This is a genomic window from Nocardioides sp. NPDC087217 (assembly GCF_044744805.1).
In the GTDB taxonomy this organism is placed as follows: domain Bacteria; phylum Actinomycetota; class Actinomycetes; order Propionibacteriales; family Nocardioidaceae; genus Nocardioides.
Window position 1 is genome coordinate 1,003,631 of the sequence record NZ_JBIUZB010000002.1, and the last position, 15,122, is coordinate 1,018,752.

Sequence of the window (15,122 nt, forward strand, 5' to 3'; positions counted from 1 at the left end):
TGGTGGATGCAATTCAGGCGGCGCGGCCGATGGGGCCGAGCCAGTCCTCGAGCCCGTCCCAGGACTCCTCCCAGATCTGGCCGCGCTGGGCGATCTCCCGGTCGGTGAGCAGGGCACGCTCGAAGGCCCGCGGGATCTCGTCGGCGTCGTCGTCGATGCCGATCACGACGATCCGGGTGAGCCGCTCGGTGCGACCCCACTTCTGGGTCGAGCCCACGCTCGCCTGGCCACCGGCCCCGTCCCAGACGCAGATGTCGTCGGGGCGCGTCGGCACCCAGAAGCAGCCGCGCGAACGGCGCGGGCCACCGCCGAGGAGCTCGAGCTCCTCCTGGAACCGGACCGGGTGGATCGGACGCTCCGAGCGCAGGTCGAGCCGCCAGGCGCCGCCTTCGGGCAGCGGCGGGAGCGGGTTGCGCCGCACCTCCGCGACCCAGGCCTCGACCGCGTGGTGGCGGTGTACGCCGGCGACCAGGCCGGCGGCGTCCAGGAGCGATGGGTCGGTCACCACCGGCGTACCCGGCCGGGCGAGCGTCGCGACCAGCGACTCCTCCTCGGGATCGGGGATCTCGGTGATGCTGACGACGTCGGCGTACTCGACGATCGCGCTGGCGACCTCGGCGACACCGCGCCGGTCGTCCTCGGAGGTGGCCAGCCCACGCTCGTCGAGGAGGTCGGGGCCGAGCAGGTCCTCGGCGACGGTCGCACCCTCGAGCGCCGCGACGACGGCCGCGATCGAGATGTGCGGAGCCATCCGCGGAGCCCACGCGAGCACCCGGCAGACCTGGATCGCCTCGGCGGCGACCGGCAGGCAGGCCACGATGCTCCCCCAACGGCCCTGGGCCGCCAGGCGCTCGAGCGTCGGCACGATGTCCTCGCGGATCGCGCAGGCCACACAGGCGTGGGCGAGGTTGATCTCCTCGTGCTCGATCACGCCGGTCAGGTCGCTGACAACGCGGGTGAGGAGCTGGCGCTCGGGGTCGATGACGTGGCGCACCATGACGGCGTCGGGGAGGCCGAACTGCAGCGAGATGGTCGCCGAGAGCATCGCACTCTCCGCGACCCCACTCACCAGGATCACCGGCACCTTGGGGCGGGAGAGGTTGCGGGGCGACCGCGGACGCGGCGCGCTCATCGCGCCACCTCCGTAGCGCAAGCGCCAGGATACGGACGCGGCGCACTGAGATTCTCGATGGTCGCTCGCTGACGCTCGCTCATCGGCCACGCCCGTAGCGACGCTTGAACCGCTCGACCCGTCCCTCGGTGTCGACGACGCGGCCGCGTCCGGTCCAGAACGGGTGGCTGGCGCTGGAGACGTCGACGTCGACGACCGGGTAGCTCTCACCGTTCTCCCAGGTGACCCGCTCATGGTCGTCAGCGAGACGCTCGAGGATCGTCGACTGCATCAGGAAGAGCTTGTCCGCCGAGCGGTCGCGGAAGACGACCGGCCCGGAGACGGGGTGGATGCCTTGCTTCATGGGGACCTCCCGCTGTGGTTAATGATAACGGTTCTCATTCTACACACAGCGTCACGCCTCACTCACATCGAGGCGAGACTCACCCCTCGGCGGTGTGGGTGTGCATGCGTACGCCGTCGCTGTTGAAGATGCTCAGCACCTGCGCCGGGCGGGACCCGGTAGCGAAGATCGCGTGCGGCACCCGGGTGTCGAACTCGGCCGCCTCACCGCGGGTCAGGACGAGGTCGCGGTCGCCCAGCAGCAGCCGCAGCTTGCCGGAGATGACGTAGAGCCACTCGTAGCCGTCGTGGACCCGCGGCTCCGGCACCTCGGTCACCGGCTCGTAGGTGATCTTGAACGTGTTGACCGGCGAGCCCTCCGGCGTCAGTGGCGCGATCTCCATGCCGTCACGGCGGATCACCGGCCGGCGCACCCTCGGATCCGGGACCGACGGCGTCACCAGGCTGTCGAGACCCACGCCGAGGTGGCGGGTCAGCGGGATCAGCAGCTCCAGGCTCGCCTGCCGCTTGCCCGACTCGAGCCGGGACAGCGTGCTCGGCGACATCTCCGCCATCGCGGCCAGCTGGTCCAGGGTCCATCCCTTGCTGTGCCGGATCGCCCGGATCCGCGGGCCGACCTGCTTGAGCTCGTCGATCATGTGCTCCATCTCCCATTTGCCATTTCCGCAAGAACCCTTGCCGTTACTTCATTCTGCCACTGAACTGGAGGCATGACCCAACACACCGAAGACTTCGACGCGATCGTCATCGGCGGCGGTGCCGCCGGCCTCTCCGCGGCTCTCATGCTCGGCCGCTCCCGCCGCCGGACCCTCGTGGTCGACTCCGGCCTCCCCCGCAACCGCTTCGCGGCCCACATGCACGGCGTACTCGGCCACGAGGGCATCGACCCCACGGACCTGCTCCGCAAGGGACGTGAGGAGCTGGCTGCGTACTACGTGGGGATCCGTCCCCGGCGCGTTGCCCGCCTCGACGAGACCGAGCACGGCGTGAGCGTCCTCCTGGAGGACGGCGACCGGCTCAGCGGCCGGGTGGCGATCGTCGCCACCGGCGTCACCGACGAGCTTCCCGACATCCCGGGCCTGGCCGAGCGCTGGGGCGCCACCGTCCTGCACTGCCCCTACTGCCACGGCTGGGAGGTGCGCGATCGGCGGATCGGCGTCCTGACCACCTCACCGCTCGGGATGCACCAGGCGCAGCTCATCCGGCAGTGGAGCGACGACGTCGTCGTCTTCACCGCCGGACTCGGCCCGCTCGAGGAGGCCGACGAGCAGCGGCTGCTGTCGCGCGGGATCACCCTCGTGACCTCTCCGGTCACCGCGGTTCTCGGCGAGGGCGACCAGGTCACCGCGGTCCGCACGGCCGACGGGAAGATCACCGAGGTCGGCGCCATCTTCACCGCCGGCACCCTGCGCCCGCACGACGGCTTCCTGACCCACCTCGGCCTCGACCGCTCCGACTCACCGGTGGGCAGCTTCCTCGCCGTCGACGCGACCGGCAAGACCAGCAGCGACCGGATCTGGGCGGTCGGCAACGTCTCCAACCCGATGGCCAACGTCCCGATCAGCATGAGCGCCGGCACCATGGCCGGCAGCGTCGTGAACATGACCCTGGTCACCGACGACTTCGACCGTGCCCAGGCAGGCCCCGCTGCGGTGGACTTCTGGCAGGAGAGGTACGCCGGCAGCGACCGGATCTGGTCCGGCAAGGTCAACACGGTGCTCGGTGACATCGCCTCGGGCCTCGAGCCCGGGACGGCCCTCGACCTGGGCTCCGGGGAGGGCGCCGACGTGATCTGGCTGGCGCAGCAGGGCTGGCGAGCAACCGGGATCGACATCTCCGAGAACGCCATCACGCGCGGACGCGAGGCGGCGCGTGCTGCCGGGCTGAGCGAGGATCAGGCGAGGTTCGTGGTCTCCGACCTCTCCTCACCGGCCGACCTCGACGGGAGCTACGACCTGGTCACCGCCAGCTTCTTCCACTCCCCTGTCGAGCTGCCGCGCACCGACATCCTGCGGCGCGCGGCCGAGCTGGTGGCCCCGGGCGGATACCTTCTGGTCACCTCCCACGCGGCCGCACCGCCGTGGGCCGACGCCGCCGCGCACGAGCACCGCTTCCTCGACGCCAAGGAGGAGCTGGCCGAGCTCCGCCTGCCCGAGGAGAGCTGGGAGACCGTCGTCCTCGAGCACCGGCACCGTCCCGTGACCACCCCGTCCGGCGAGGAGTCCAGCCTCGAGGACGCCGTGGTCCTGCTCCGTCGCCGGTGACCACCAGGTGTGGTCTCAGGCGGCGCCGCAGCTCTCGGTGAGGAACTCGCCGAGGCGCTCGTAGGCGAGGTTCTGGGCCTCGCCGCGCTCCAGCGGGTCCTCACCGCGGCCGGTTCGCAGAGCGTCCTCGACCATCATCCGCACGCCCTCGACAGCTGCCGCCGGCGTACCTTCGGGAACGCCCATCGACTGCAGGCTCGTCGCCGCCAGACCGAGCGCGGTCTCGTTCTCGTCGTTCGGGGTGGACATCTGGGTCGCGTGGGCGTTCGCCATGGTCTGTACGGCGCCGCAGAACTCCTCCAGAGACGCGACCGGCCCCGACGCGACCGGAGCGGCCGACGAGGTCGCAGCCGAGGGGGCGGAGGCCGCCGGAGCGTCCCCACCGCCGAGGTCGCGGGTGAGCACCACGACGCCGATCGCGACCGCGATGAGCACGCCGATGATCAGAGCACGCGGCGGATGCGGGAGCCGGTCGTGCCACGTCGGCTCACGCTGCGCCTCAGCGCGGCGGGCGGGGTTGCCGGAGCGTCGTGGGTCGCCCATCGTGCTCACTGGTAGGTGTTGGCCGGCGCCTCGCGCGGCTCAACGGAGGCGGCCTCGATGGCCGTCTCCGACTTGCCGCCCGGCGCGGTGCCCTCGACCCAGCGACCGGTGACCGCGACCCACGAGTCGCGCTCCGGGGCGTCGTCGTAGTCCTCCACCCGCACCCGTGAGGCGCTCGCGTCGGCGGCACAGCAGGCGATGGCGATGCGGGTGACGTACCAGTTGCCGTTCTCGTCGGTGCTGACGAAGCCGGTGAGGCGTACGTCGCGGTCCTTGATCGTCGCGCCATCCTCGACCCCGGCACGCCACATGAACTCGGCGACCTCGACGTCGACCGGCCCGTCGGAGGCGGGCAGCGGCAGGATCTCGGCATCCGGGGCCGCCGCGACCGGGTCGTCGGCACGTCGCTCGGCGAGGTAGGCGCCCAGGGACGGCGGGCTGGCGACGAAGACGATCACGCCGGGCACGAGCGCCAGCCAGGTCATCGCCGGGACCTTGTGGTCGTGGGTGGCGTGGGCGTCGCCGTCCTCCCCGTCCTCGCCGCCATGGTCGTCCGGCGCGGGGCGCAGCAGCATCCACACGGTCAGCCCGAGCAGCACCACGCCGGTGGCGACCAGCGGCCACTTCATCCAGCCGGTGACGTACCTCAGATAGCCGTCGCCGAGCGAGAGCCGCAGCAGGACGGCGCCGAGGAAGCCGACGACCAGGGCCTGAGTTGTACGAGTCACGCGGTCACCTCCGTAGCGCAAGCGCCATCGTACGGACGCGACCGCGCGTTGATTGTCTGGTTCACTCGCTGACGCTCGCTCACAGGAGCCACCATCCGATGCCGACAGCGGAGGCGACCGCCGTGATGATCACCAAGGGTACGAAGCGAAGCGCGAAGCCCATGCCGAACTGGCCGGCCTCCATCGAGGCGAGCTTGATGTCCATCGCCGGGCCGACGACGAGGAAGACCAGCTTCGCGGTGTCGGAGAACGCGGTGAACGAGGCCGCGACGAAGGCGTCGGACTCCGAGCAGAGCGCCACGATGAACGCGAACAGCGCCAGCGTGGCGATCCCCAGCACCGCCTGACCGGCGACGGTGTTGACCACCGAGCGAGGTACGAAGGTGTTGACCGCCGCGGCCAGCATCGCGCCGAGCACCAGGAAGCCGGAGGCGTGCAGGAAGTCGTGGCTGACGTTGCCGAGGAACGAACGCCCGTGGGCGTGCTCGTCGCGGCCCAGGTTGGTCAGCCGCTCGAGCAGCAGCTTGCCGCGGGCGAGCATGATCCAGCCGACCGCCACCGCGGTGATCAGCGACGCCAGGAAGCGTGCCAGCACAATCACCGGCTGGCCGGGGAAGGCGACCGCGGTCGAGACGAGCACCGCCGGGTTGACCGCGGGCGCGGCCAGCAGGAACGTCAGCGCGACCGCCGGCGCCACCCCGCGGCGGATCAGCGAGTTGGTCACCGGCACCGCCGCGCACTCGCAGCCCGGCAGCCCGATCCCGGCCAGGCCGGCGACCGGGACGCCGAGCGCCGGGCTCTTGGGCACGATCTTGCTCAGCGCCTTCTCCGAGAGAAAAGTCGAGATGACGGCGCTGAGCAGCACGCCACCGAGCAGGAACGGAGCCGACTGCACCACGATGGCGACGAAGATGGTGCCCCAGGTGTTGAACAGGTCATGGTCCAACAGCGGCAGCAGCCAGCGCTGGGAGAGCAGGATGACGAGCAGGACGATCGCCACGACCTCGGTCTGCCCCAGCCTGAACCCAGACTTCTCGGCTGCCCGCACTGGGGTCTTCGTACTCATGGAGCGTGTGTTTAGCACAGCCCGATGACGCCCAGGTAGCGCCTCGCCGACTCGGAATGGTTTCGGTTAGGCTTTTGCCGAAGTCACCAGCTGGACTTGGTGATTCCCGGCAGATGGCCCTTGTGCGCGAGCTCGCGGAACCGGATCCGGGACACCCCGGCCTTGCGCAGATAGCCCCGCGGCCGGCCGTCGACCTGGTCGCGGTTGCGCAGGCGTACGGGCGAGGAGTCGCGCGGCAGGCGGGACAGGGCGCGGACGGCCTCGGCCTGCTCGGCCGAGCCCGGCTCGGCGGTGCGGATGCGCTCCTTGATCTCGGCCCGGCGTGCTGCATACCGCTCCACGATCTCGCGGCGCTTGGCCTCGGCCGCGATCTTGGACTTCTTGGCCATCAGACCTTCTCCCCTCGGACGAGCATCTCGGCGACGACGGCGTCGATGCCGCGTACGTCGATCCGCTTGATCGCGTTGGTGCTGAGCCGCAGCGTGACCTTCCGACCCAGACTGGGGACGTAGTAGGTCTTCTTCTGCAGGTTCACCTCCCAGCGTCGCCGGGTCGCCTTCTTGGACCAGGGGCGGTTGTTGCCGAAGCCGGGGCGGGCTCCGGTGACCTGACACGTGCGGGACATGGCAGCCTTTCGTCTTATTGGGAATCGTTCCCATTATGACACAGGTGCCGGATGCGGTGTCATCGACCGCCCTGCTGGACACGGGATCCATACCGATACCGACTAACATGGCGCCCATGGCACCAACCCAGCAGGTCAAGCGGCGCGCAACCAACCAGGGCGCCGCGGTGAAGGAGGCTCTCGCCGCCGAGGACACCTTCCGCAGCGCTCAGGACGTCTACGCCACGCTGCGAGCCAACGGCGAGAAGATCGGCCTCTCCACGGTCTACCGCCACCTGCAGATCTTCGTCGACGACGGACTCGCCGACGTGATCCACAAGCCCGACGGTGAGTCCACCTACCGGCTGTGCGGCGACGCCTCCACGACCCATCACCACCACCTAGTGTGCCGCAGCTGCGGCAAGGCCGTGGAGATCGAGGGCCCGGCCGTGGAGACCTGGGCCGACAAGGTGGCGGCGCAGAACGGCTTCACCGACGTCAACCACACCGTGGAGATCTTCGGCCTCTGCGCCGCCTGCGCCGCCTCCTGACTCAGCTGCGCCGCCGCACCGCGCCCAGCGCGGCGTCGATCACACAGAACGCGACCAGGCTGATCCCCAGCAGCGGGACGAACCAGCCGACGAGCGCGGTCACCGCCAGGCCGCCCACGAGCACGGGCACCGGCAGCCGGCGCCAGGCGCCGCGCGGCACCGGCCGGCCGAACCGCAGCCGGCTCGCGCCGCGCGGACGCCGCAGCCACCACATCCGGTAGCCGAGCACGGTCATCACGATCAGGCCGATCGCCAGTGCCGCCAGCACGATCTGGTTGACGATGCCGAACAGGATGCCCATGTGGGCGCCGATGACCCAGTCGGTCAGCTTGGCCATGACCGGCCAGTCGGCGAAGTCGACCCGGTCCAGCATCGTGCCCGTGGTGGGGTCCACGCTGATCGCGTCGTAGCGGGTCGGCCAGTCACGCTTGTTCTCCGCCGCCGTCCACGCGCTGGCGCCGTCGGCCGGCGGGACCAGGTAGAGCGGATCGCCCAGCCCGGCCTCCCGCGCGGTGGCGAGGACCCCGTCGACGCCCGCCCCGTCGGAGAAGACCGCATCCGGGTCACCGGAGCCTGCCGTAGCCCCCGAGGCGGCGTGGTGCGCGCGCTCGTCCGCGGCGCCGCCGGTGTGCAGCGAGGTGGCTGGCGTGGGCTCGGTCCACGACAGCGCGGTACGCACCTCGCCGATGTTCGCCCCGGCGAAGCGTGACCAGGTCAGCCCCGAGACCGACAGCGCCAGTACGCCCAGCAGGACCCACACGCCGATGACGGCGTGCCACGACATCACCCGGGAGCGTCCGGTGGCCGCCGGGTCGGGAGTGACCAGCCGGCGCGCCCGCCGGTCTCGGCGTCCCTTGCCGATCCACAGCATCAGCCCGCCGAGGGCGACCACCCACAGCCAGCTCGCGGCGAGCTCGCTGTAGTGACGCCCGAAGGCGCCCAGGTGGAGGTTGCGGTGCAGCTCGTCGAGCCACGCCCGGAACCCGAGCCATTGCCCGTAGCTGCGTACCTGACCCTCCACGCCGGCGGTGTAGGGGTTGACGAAGACCGACATGGCGTAGTCGTCGGGCACGGTCTCGTCGGTGAAGACGACCCGGGTGCTGCGGTCGGCGGCGGGCGGCACGTCCACGCGGAGGATGTCGCCATCGGGGTGGCTCGCCCGGGCGGCAGCGACCTGCTCGGCGAGCGTCGCCCGATCGCCTGACGGGGTGACGTGGGTCAGGTCGTGGTAGGCGATCTGCTCGACCTGCGGGGCGATCGTGTAGAGCAGCCCGGTCACCGAGGCGACCAGGATGAACGGGGCGACCAGCACCCCGGCGTAGAAGTGGAGCCGCAGCACGAGCGGGCGGATCATCGGCCACCAGCCGAGCCTGGCGCCGGGCGCCTGCGTCTGTGGCTCGGCCGGCGGGACGGTCTGGAACTGGGTCGGAACGGACATTCGAGGTTTCTCTTCTCGCGAATCTTCGGGTACGCAAGACAGCCACCGGGACTCACCCGGTGGTGCTCGCAGAGGGATCTCAGAGGCCGGCCGGCCTCGGCGGTCCCCTTCGCGGAGAGACGTGGGCCCACAGGGCCGGTTGCGGGATGATCTGCCGCACCTCGGCGAGCAGGCGGCCGGCAACCGGGACCCACGGCGTCGGGAGGCTGCGTACGGCCACGGCGAGGGCCCGGCGGTGCAGCGCCCAGACGACGACCGAGAGCACCGCGGCGCAGGCGTGGGCCAGGAGCATCGCGACGCCGTCTGCGGAACCGAGCGAGGTGCCGACAGCGTGATGGTGCTCGGCGCCGGGCACCGCGGCGAACGCCACGAAGACCTCGTGGAGACCTAGTTGGGACAGCCCGGCCAGGACAGCACCGGTGAGGAGCCCGACCCGGCGCTGCAGCACCACGACGCCGGTGCCGAAGACGGCCACGGCCGCCGCGGCCAGCCAGCCGGCGCTCGGCAGCGCACCGCCCGCGGCCAAGTGGGCCAGGGCCGCACCGGTCATGATCTCGAGCGTGGCGAGCAGGGAGAGCCACACGCTTCCGCGTGTCGGTCTCACCACTCGCAGCTCCACGCGCAGCACCGTATCCCGACCGCGCGCTCAGAGCTCGTTGGCCGCGCCCTCGACAAGGAAGGTCGGATACTGACCCTGGTCCTCGTCGTCGGTCGGAATCACCGGGCTCACCGGCTTGCACGTGAGGGTCCGCACCTCGCAGGTGACGACCTGCTGGGCGCGCAGCACGTTGAGGGCGTTCGGGTCGATGCGCTGCGCGACGCCGAAGAACGTGTCCTCGTCACTCCACCCGGCCAGCGTGAAATGTCCCCAGGGCGCGTCGATCGGGCGTTGGTCCCCGGTGGCTGTGTCGTACGCGACGGCCTGGGTGGGCCACTCGCTGGTGTCGAAGATCGTGCTGCGGTCCGGCGAGAGCAGCCCCACCCCGGACAGCCACGTGTCGGCTACCTCCCGGCGCCGACCCTCGCCTTCGAGATAGACGTGGAAGCCATCCGGGAAGAGGGTCTCGGCAAAACCTTCGTAGACCTCCCCGTCTGGGCCGTCGGTCGCCTGCGTAGTGGAGCCGTCCTCGAGATCGATGGTGGTTCGGTCGAAGAAGAGGCGCTCGTCGCTCACCCCGATCAGCAGGGGCATGATCTCGCCGTAGAGATCTGCCAGATCGGCGCCGCCGTCGGGCTCCTGGTCGGGAGTTCGGTAGAGCTGCTCACCGGTGCGGGTGTCGAACACCGCCACCTGGAGCACATGGGTGCCGAACTCGTCGGTCGGGCCGCGCGACTGGTCCACGGTCGCGAAGACCGAGCGATCCGCCGACACCGCCAGGTTGCCCCAACCGACCTTCTCGACCTCCTCGGTCTCGCCCTCAGCGCTGGTGAACCACAGCGTCTGGCCACGCATCCAATAGGCGCCGGTCGCGCCCAGCACGAACTGGTCCACGCGATCACCGAGCTCGACGCTCCGCTCCCCCACGTGCAGCGTGCCGTCGGCGTACCAGGCCGGAGCGGTGGCATCCCACTCGGTCGGCCCAACGGGCAGCGAGAAGGGCTCCTTGCCGCCGCCGCTCACGGTCGGGCTCCCGCATCCTGCCAGCGAGAGCGAGACGAGAGCGCCGGCGATGACGGCCCCGCGCAGGTTCATCGAGCCTGCTGGACCGGCGTGTGGTTGCGGGCGAGAAGCCAGATCATGGTGCCGTAGCAGGCGATCCGCAGCGCCCAGCCGAGGCCGGTGCGGAGGATGCCGAGGGCGAGGATCGCCCAGTCGCGGTCGATCGTCCCGCTCCAGGCCAGGAACCAGATCGGGCCCTGGATCGCCGCGCCGATCGCTCCGGGGGCCAGGAACAGCCAGGTCAGCCGCGTGCACAGCTTCACGATCTGCTTGTCCTGGTGCCACTCGAGCGGATCGCCGCTGGCGACGCCGATGAAGAAGCCGAAGATCGGCCAGCCGATCAGGCACAGGCCGCCGACCACGACGGTGTAGCCCAGGCTGATCAGGATGCCGGGCAGGAAGTAGGCCAGCGCCTGCTCCTCCGCCGAGCCGCCCATGGACTGGGCAAGCCGCACCACCGCGAAGCCGATGAGGATGCCGAAGATGGCGTTGCCGACGTACTGCAGGCTCGAGCGCTGCACGAGCCGGACCAGCAGGAAGACCGCCGCGGTCGCGGCCGAGGCGATCAGCGCGACCTTGAGGTCCTTGAACACCAGCCAGGCGATGGTGAAGACCAGCCCGGGCACACCCGCCTCGAGCATCCCGCGCACACCGCCCAGGCCGGCGGACATCTGACGGCGTACGACCGCCTCGACGGTGTCGACCGTCGGATGGTTGTGGTCGTGCTCGTCGCCCTGGCCGTCGGCAGGGGTCTCAGAGGTGGGGCTCACGTGTGGTTGGCTCACTCGTTGGGGTCCGGTATCAGCTCGTAGCGGGGGTTGAACATGATGCGCTGGCCATCGGTACGGCCGATGCGGCCCTGCACCTGCAGGGACCGGCCCGGGCTGATCCCGGCGATGCGCCGGCGTCCCAGCCAGATGATCGTCAGGGTGCCGGAGCCGTCGAACAGCTCGGCCTCCAGGGCGGGGACACCGCCGCGGGGCCGCAGTGTGATCGTACGCAACGTCCCCCGCAGACGCACCGGCTCACGGTCGGGCGCGTCGGCGATCGAGGCGACATCCTTGGCGACGTAGGCCGCCCGGATCTCGCTCGCGTCGATCGAGGCGGTGTTCGCCCACTCGCTGAGCTTCGCGCGCAGCCGACCCTTGGACACTACCGGCTCACTTCTCCACGCGACGCGCGTTGGGCGGCAGCTTCACCTCGAGCGCCTCACCCTTGGGCTTGGCCCCCTCACCGCGGCGCACGACGACCCGCTCGAGGAGCTTCTCCCACTCCTTGCCGGCGGTCGGCTCCATCGCGGGGCGGCCCATCATGGTCGCGCGGAGCATCCAGCGCGGGCCGTTGACGCCGATGATGCGGGTCTGCTGGACCGCCGGCTGGCCGTCGGGCAGCTTGACCTTCATCTGGGTGATCAGCTCGGTGCCCCACGGGCCCTCCAGGTCGGCGGTCGCACCGCCGCGCTGCTGGACGTCCTCGCGCAGCATCGGCAGCGACTCGGTCCACAGGTCGCCGTTGCGGGGCGCGGCGAAGGCACGCAGCTCCATGGCGCCGTCCTCGGCGGTCAGCATCACGGCCGCGATCTGCCCGGACTTCTCGTCCACCTGCAGGCGCAGCTCTTTGCCCGGCGCGGGGGCGAGCATCATCGAGCCGAGGTCCACCCAGTCGCCGGTGATCAGCCCGTCAGGGACGGAGTCGATGTCGAACGGCCCGATCTCGGGAGCCGCCGGCACCGGCCGCTCGGGGGCCATCGGCCCGTCCTCGACCGGTGCAGATGGCTCTCCCCGGTGGGAGGGCGTGGACTTGCGACGGAACTTCACGACCATCTGCTTTCAGGTTGCGGTGATTCTCTGAGGAGACTTATCTAACACTGATCCCTCAGCGGTTGGAGAAGCCCCCGGTAGAACCGTATCCCCCATCTCCACGAACGGACTCGGGCAATTCGGAGACCTCGACGAACCGAGCCTGCTCGACACGCTGGATCACCAGCTGGGCGATCCGGTCGCCGCGACGCAGCTCGATCGCCTCGACAGGGTCCAGATTGACCAGCGCCACCTTCACCTCGCCGCGGTAGCCGGCGTCGACGGTGCCGGGGGCGTTGACGATGGACAGCCCGTGCTTGGCGGCCAGCCCGGAGCGCGGGTGCACCAGGCCGACGTACCCCTCCGGCAGCGCCATCGCGATCCCGGTCGGCACCAGAGCGCGCTCCCCCGGCTTCAGGCTCACGTCGACGGTCGTCCGCAGGTCCGCTCCGGCATCGCCCGGGTGGGAGTACGCAGGCGGCGGCAGCTCCGCGTCGAGACGGACCAGGGCTACTTCGAGATCAGACACAACCCGCACCTTAGATGCTCTACGGCTCACCCGATTCGTGACTCCCTTGACCGACGTGAAAAACTCACGATTCGTGAGCACCCCGGCGTACGACGAGCGACTGACCGTGCCGCTGCGGTGGTGGGTCCAGGGCGTCATGTTCCTGGCGACCCTGTGGATCGCGGTCATCCTGTGGGTTCCGGCCGCGCTCGCGTGGGGCATCACCGCGGCGATCGTCGGCCTGTTCGCGCTGGCCATGATCGTCTACGGCAACGCCAGGATCACGATCTCCGACGGCGTCCTGCGTGCCGGGCCCGCCCGGATCGAGGCGCGCTTCCTCGGCGAGGCGGTCGCTCTCGACGAGACCGAGGCGCATCACCTGGCGGGGCGTGACGCCGACGCCAGGGCGTACCTGCTCCTTCGTCCCTACCTCAAGCGCGCGGTTCGGGTGCCCATCGACGACCCGGCCGACCCGGCGCCCTACTGGCTGCTCTTCACCCGGCACCCGGTGGCGCTCGCGAAGACCGTCAACGCGCTCCGAGCGAGTCTCTGAGCGGCAACCTCCCGGCCATGGCCTAGGCTCGAGGTATGTCCAAGTCCACCAAGGCTGACAAAGCCGACAAGGCTGACAAGGTCTGGGCGATCATGGCCCTCGTCAGCGGAATCGGGGCCGCCAAGGTCACCAACAAGGTCCTCTCCACCGGCTGGAAGGCGTCCACCGGACGCAAGCCACCGGCGAACCCCGCCGACCCCGACGTACGCCTCGTGGAGGCCGTGCTCTGGTCGGCTGCGACCGGCGCCACCGTTGCGCTCGCGCGGATGTTCGCCCAGCGGCGCGCGGCCAACTACTACGTGAAGTCGGTCGGTCGGCTGCCGAAGCAGCTGGAGAAGGACGAGAAGTAGACGAGAAGGCCGCACGGAATCCGTGCGGCCTTCGCTTCACAGCCCGGCTTGCGCTGGGCTTTCGCCGAGTCGGCGCATCTGCACAAAGCGCTTGCTAGCGCAAGCTATGCAGATCCGCCGACTCGGCGCTTTCGACGGCGCTACGCGCAGTCGAAGCAGATCATCTTCTTCTCGTCAGCCAGCTGGCTGCGGTGGTGGACCAGGAAGCAGCTCATACAGGTGAACTCGTCCTCCTGCTTCGGCTTGACCTCGACCGCGAGCTCCTCGTGGCTGAGGTCGGCTCCCGGGAGCTCGAACGACTCGGCCGCCTCGGCCTCGTCCTCGTCAACCTTGCCCGAGTTCTTGTCGTGACGACGAGCCTTGAGCTCTTCGATGCTCTCCTCGGACTGGTCCTCTTCATTTTTACGCGGTGCGTCGTAGTCCGTCGCCATTTGCGCCACTCCCCTTCTCACTCATCTTCAGTCCCCCCGCGCGCCCCCGAGGGCAGCGGCACGGCCCGTGATTGTGCACCATCAACGCGGATTTCGCACACTCAACCGGATCCGCGTCGCCGAAACGTTCTGTCATCTGGCGGTATTCCCTATCACGGGTATAGATGAGCATCGAGTTTCGGGTGGGTGAACGCGGCTGTACCGAGGGGGCTCCGGGACCTTCCCGGCCCCCGGCCGGTCATAGATCTACATCAACCAGCGGCTTTCAGTCGGGTACGACACCCGGGAGCGAGTCAACTGGCAGAAAACCGGCCTGAACAGCCGCTTTCCGTAGTTCATCGTAGCCGTGGGCTGGTGCCACGATGACGAACCGGCGACCGCCGATGCCGGTGGTCGCCTCCCAGCGAGCACCGGCGGCTTCCGCGACCAGGCCGGCCGCGGCATGATCCCACAGGTGCAGCCCCTCCTCGAGGTAGCCGTCGAGCGTTCCCTCGGCCACCCCGCAGATGTCCAGTGCCGCTGATCCGATGCGACGAACGTCACGTACGACCGGCAGCAGCCGCACCAGTGCTTCGGCCTGGACCCGGCGGAGCTCGGCGTCGTAGGAGAACCCGGTGGCGATCAGCCGCTGCCCGAGCTCGGCGGGCTGACGTACGCGGATGGGCTCGCCGTCCTTGACCGCGGCGACCGATCCGTCGGGCTGCCGGAAGGCGGCGTAGAGGGTGCCGCGGGGCACGTCCACGACCGCGCCGGCGACGACCTCGCCGGCGTACTCGGCCGCGATCGAGACCGCGTAGCTCGGCAGACCGTAGAGGAAGTTGACGGTGCCGTCGATCGGGTCGACGATCCAGCGTACGCCGCTGGTGCCCATCGTCTCCTCGCCCTCCTCACCGAAGAAGGCGTCCTCCGGACGCTCCTGGGAGATCAGCCGCCGGATCAGCGCCTCGGTGTCCCGGTCGGCCTCGGTGACCACATCGGTCGCGGTCGACTTCGTGGCCGCCACCTCGACCACGCCGGCGGCCCGCTGGCGAACCAGATCGGCGGCCGCGCGGGCGGTCGCCACCGCGAGCGCGAGCAGGTCTCCGGCCTTGGGAATTGGGCGCTGCGGTGCGGGCTGAGCCGGCGCTGGATGCTCTGTCATGGGGCCGACCCT

The 15,122-nt window shown here is 70.2% G+C and carries 21 protein-coding genes; 4 read left to right on the forward strand and 17 right to left on the reverse strand.

What is annotated here, in order from left to right:
• Positions 1-13: 13 nt before the first annotated feature.
• From ACIO3S_RS12235 to ACIO3S_RS12245, 3 genes are all read right to left on the reverse strand, one after another.
• A complete protein-coding gene (locus ACIO3S_RS12235; RefSeq protein WP_400463544.1) occupies positions 14-1,132 on the reverse strand; it encodes a CobW family GTP-binding protein in 1,119 nt (372 codons plus the stop codon).
• 79 nt (positions 1,133-1,211) lie between these two features.
• On the reverse strand, positions 1,212-1,475 hold the full coding sequence (locus ACIO3S_RS12240) for a type B 50S ribosomal protein L31 (protein WP_400463547.1): 264 nt from the start codon (positions 1,473-1,475) through the stop codon (positions 1,212-1,214).
• Positions 1,476-1,554: 79 nt separating this feature from the next.
• Positions 1,555-2,112: an XRE family transcriptional regulator gene (locus ACIO3S_RS12245; protein ID WP_355224860.1), complete on the reverse strand. Its 558-nt coding sequence runs from the start codon at positions 2,110-2,112 to the stop codon at positions 1,555-1,557.
• 72 nt (positions 2,113-2,184) lie between these two features.
• Here ACIO3S_RS12245 and ACIO3S_RS12250 point away from each other — a divergent pair, with 72 nt between their 5' ends.
• On the forward strand, positions 2,185-3,738 hold the full coding sequence (locus tag ACIO3S_RS12250) for an FAD-dependent oxidoreductase (RefSeq protein ID WP_400463552.1): 1,554 nt from the start codon (positions 2,185-2,187) through the stop codon (positions 3,736-3,738).
• Between the two features lie 15 nt (positions 3,739-3,753).
• Here ACIO3S_RS12250 and ACIO3S_RS12255 read toward each other — a convergent pair whose 3' ends face one another.
• The 5 genes from ACIO3S_RS12255 to rpmB form a co-directional block, all read right to left on the reverse strand.
• Complete coding sequence (locus ACIO3S_RS12255; RefSeq protein ID WP_400463555.1) at positions 3,754-4,281, reverse strand: hypothetical protein; 528 nt, start codon at positions 4,279-4,281, stop codon at positions 3,754-3,756.
• A 5-nt stretch (positions 4,282-4,286) separates the two neighbouring features.
• Complete coding sequence (locus ACIO3S_RS12260; protein ID WP_400463558.1) at positions 4,287-5,009, reverse strand: TIGR03943 family putative permease subunit; 723 nt, start codon at positions 5,007-5,009, stop codon at positions 4,287-4,289.
• A gap of 79 nt (positions 5,010-5,088) precedes the next feature.
• Positions 5,089-6,075, reverse strand: coding sequence for a permease (locus ACIO3S_RS12265; RefSeq protein WP_400463561.1), 987 nt, complete (start codon positions 6,073-6,075; stop codon positions 5,089-5,091).
• Positions 6,076-6,158: 83 nt separating this feature from the next.
• Positions 6,159-6,464 (reverse strand): 30S ribosomal protein S14, encoded by a 306-nt coding sequence (gene rpsN, locus ACIO3S_RS12270; RefSeq protein WP_160023062.1) that lies wholly within the window; start codon positions 6,462-6,464, stop codon positions 6,159-6,161.
• Positions 6,464-6,700 (reverse strand): 50S ribosomal protein L28, encoded by a 237-nt coding sequence (rpmB, locus tag ACIO3S_RS12275; RefSeq protein ID WP_400463564.1) that lies wholly within the window; start codon positions 6,698-6,700, stop codon positions 6,464-6,466. Before rpmB ends, rpsN begins: the two co-directional genes overlap by 1 nt.
• A gap of 116 nt (positions 6,701-6,816) precedes the next feature.
• Here rpmB and ACIO3S_RS12280 point away from each other — a divergent pair, with 116 nt between their 5' ends.
• Positions 6,817-7,230 carry a transcriptional repressor gene (locus ACIO3S_RS12280; RefSeq protein ID WP_160023058.1) on the forward strand — a complete coding sequence of 138 codons (414 nt, stop codon included), beginning with the start codon at positions 6,817-6,819 and terminating at the stop codon, positions 7,228-7,230.
• A gap of 1 nt (position 7,231) precedes the next feature.
• Here ACIO3S_RS12280 and ACIO3S_RS12285 read toward each other — a convergent pair whose 3' ends face one another.
• The 7 genes from ACIO3S_RS12285 to dut form a co-directional block, all read right to left on the reverse strand.
• Entirely contained in the window at positions 7,232-8,668 is a 1,437-nt protein-coding gene (locus ACIO3S_RS12285) for a PepSY-associated TM helix domain-containing protein (RefSeq protein WP_400463567.1), read from the reverse strand.
• Between the two features lie 79 nt (positions 8,669-8,747).
• On the reverse strand, positions 8,748-9,272 hold the full coding sequence (locus ACIO3S_RS12290; protein ID WP_400463570.1) for a cell division protein FtsQ: 525 nt from the start codon (positions 9,270-9,272) through the stop codon (positions 8,748-8,750).
• 42 nt (positions 9,273-9,314) lie between these two features.
• Positions 9,315-10,361 (reverse strand): hypothetical protein, encoded by a 1,047-nt coding sequence (locus tag ACIO3S_RS12295; RefSeq protein WP_400463573.1) that lies wholly within the window; start codon positions 10,359-10,361, stop codon positions 9,315-9,317.
• Positions 10,358-11,098 (reverse strand): DUF3159 domain-containing protein, encoded by a 741-nt coding sequence (locus ACIO3S_RS12300; RefSeq protein WP_400463576.1) that lies wholly within the window; start codon positions 11,096-11,098, stop codon positions 10,358-10,360. Before ACIO3S_RS12300 ends, ACIO3S_RS12295 begins: the two co-directional genes overlap by 4 nt.
• An 11-nt stretch (positions 11,099-11,109) precedes the next feature.
• The gene (locus ACIO3S_RS12305) at positions 11,110-11,481 is read right to left on the reverse strand and encodes an OB-fold nucleic acid binding domain-containing protein (RefSeq protein WP_160023048.1); all 372 of its coding nucleotides are present in this window, start codon (positions 11,479-11,481) and stop codon (positions 11,110-11,112) included.
• Positions 11,482-11,488: 7 nt separating this feature from the next.
• Complete coding sequence (locus ACIO3S_RS12310; protein ID WP_160023046.1) at positions 11,489-12,151, reverse strand: DUF3710 domain-containing protein; 663 nt, start codon at positions 12,149-12,151, stop codon at positions 11,489-11,491.
• A 52-nt stretch (positions 12,152-12,203) separates the two neighbouring features.
• Positions 12,204-12,656: a dUTP diphosphatase gene (gene dut / locus ACIO3S_RS12315; protein ID WP_350720342.1), complete on the reverse strand. Its 453-nt coding sequence runs from the start codon at positions 12,654-12,656 to the stop codon at positions 12,204-12,206.
• A 73-nt stretch (positions 12,657-12,729) separates the two neighbouring features.
• Here dut and ACIO3S_RS12320 point away from each other — a divergent pair, with 73 nt between their 5' ends.
• Together ACIO3S_RS12320 and ACIO3S_RS12325 are read left to right on the forward strand one after the other, a co-directional pair.
• Complete coding sequence (locus ACIO3S_RS12320; protein ID WP_400463581.1) at positions 12,730-13,188, forward strand: DUF3093 domain-containing protein; 459 nt, start codon at positions 12,730-12,732, stop codon at positions 13,186-13,188.
• Positions 13,189-13,223: 35 nt separating this feature from the next.
• Entirely contained in the window at positions 13,224-13,538 is a 315-nt protein-coding gene (locus ACIO3S_RS12325) for a DUF4235 domain-containing protein (RefSeq protein ID WP_160023040.1), read from the forward strand.
• A gap of 140 nt (positions 13,539-13,678) precedes the next feature.
• Here ACIO3S_RS12325 and ACIO3S_RS12330 read toward each other — a convergent pair whose 3' ends face one another.
• Both ACIO3S_RS12330 and ACIO3S_RS12335 read right to left on the reverse strand, forming a co-directional pair.
• The gene (locus ACIO3S_RS12330; protein ID WP_040755057.1) at positions 13,679-13,969 is read right to left on the reverse strand and encodes a DUF4193 domain-containing protein; all 291 of its coding nucleotides are present in this window, start codon (positions 13,967-13,969) and stop codon (positions 13,679-13,681) included.
• A gap of 265 nt (positions 13,970-14,234) precedes the next feature.
• The gene (locus tag ACIO3S_RS12335) at positions 14,235-15,110 is read right to left on the reverse strand and encodes an inositol monophosphatase family protein (RefSeq protein WP_400463586.1); all 876 of its coding nucleotides are present in this window, start codon (positions 15,108-15,110) and stop codon (positions 14,235-14,237) included.
• Positions 15,111-15,122: the final 12 nt, after the last annotated feature.

Bases quoted from the DNA above. Each gene is read 5' to 3' on its own strand.
- ACIO3S_RS12255 (WP_400463555.1), bottom strand. From the start codon at position 4,281: ATGGGCGACCCACGACGCTCCGGCAACCCCGCCCGCCGCGCTGAGGCG.
- ACIO3S_RS12335 (WP_400463586.1), bottom strand. From the start codon at position 15,110: ATGACAGAGCATCCAGCGCCGGCTCAGCCCGCACCGCAGCGCCCAATT.
- ACIO3S_RS12285 (WP_400463567.1), bottom strand. From the start codon at position 8,668: ATGTCCGTTCCGACCCAGTTCCAGACCGTCCCGCCGGCCGAGCCACAG.
- ACIO3S_RS12330 (WP_040755057.1), bottom strand. From the start codon at position 13,969: ATGGCGACGGACTACGACGCACCGCGTAAAAATGAAGAGGACCAGTCC.
- ACIO3S_RS12310 (WP_160023046.1), bottom strand. From the start codon at position 12,151: ATGGTCGTGAAGTTCCGTCGCAAGTCCACGCCCTCCCACCGGGGAGAG.
- ACIO3S_RS12240 (WP_400463547.1), bottom strand. From the start codon at position 1,475: ATGAAGCAAGGCATCCACCCCGTCTCCGGGCCGGTCGTCTTCCGCGAC.
- ACIO3S_RS12280 (WP_160023058.1), top strand. From the start codon at position 6,817: ATGGCACCAACCCAGCAGGTCAAGCGGCGCGCAACCAACCAGGGCGCC.
- rpmB (WP_400463564.1), bottom strand. From the start codon at position 6,700: ATGTCCCGCACGTGTCAGGTCACCGGAGCCCGCCCCGGCTTCGGCAAC.
- ACIO3S_RS12325 (WP_160023040.1), top strand. From the start codon at position 13,224: ATGTCCAAGTCCACCAAGGCTGACAAAGCCGACAAGGCTGACAAGGTC.
- ACIO3S_RS12245 (WP_355224860.1), bottom strand. From the start codon at position 2,112: ATGATCGACGAGCTCAAGCAGGTCGGCCCGCGGATCCGGGCGATCCGG.
- ACIO3S_RS12250 (WP_400463552.1), top strand. From the start codon at position 2,185: ATGACCCAACACACCGAAGACTTCGACGCGATCGTCATCGGCGGCGGT.
- ACIO3S_RS12295 (WP_400463573.1), bottom strand. From the start codon at position 10,361: ATGAACCTGCGCGGGGCCGTCATCGCCGGCGCTCTCGTCTCGCTCTCG.
- rpsN (WP_160023062.1), bottom strand. From the start codon at position 6,464: ATGGCCAAGAAGTCCAAGATCGCGGCCGAGGCCAAGCGCCGCGAGATC.
- ACIO3S_RS12235 (WP_400463544.1), bottom strand. From the start codon at position 1,132: ATGAGCGCGCCGCGTCCGCGGTCGCCCCGCAACCTCTCCCGCCCCAAG.
- ACIO3S_RS12265 (WP_400463561.1), bottom strand. From the start codon at position 6,075: ATGAGTACGAAGACCCCAGTGCGGGCAGCCGAGAAGTCTGGGTTCAGG.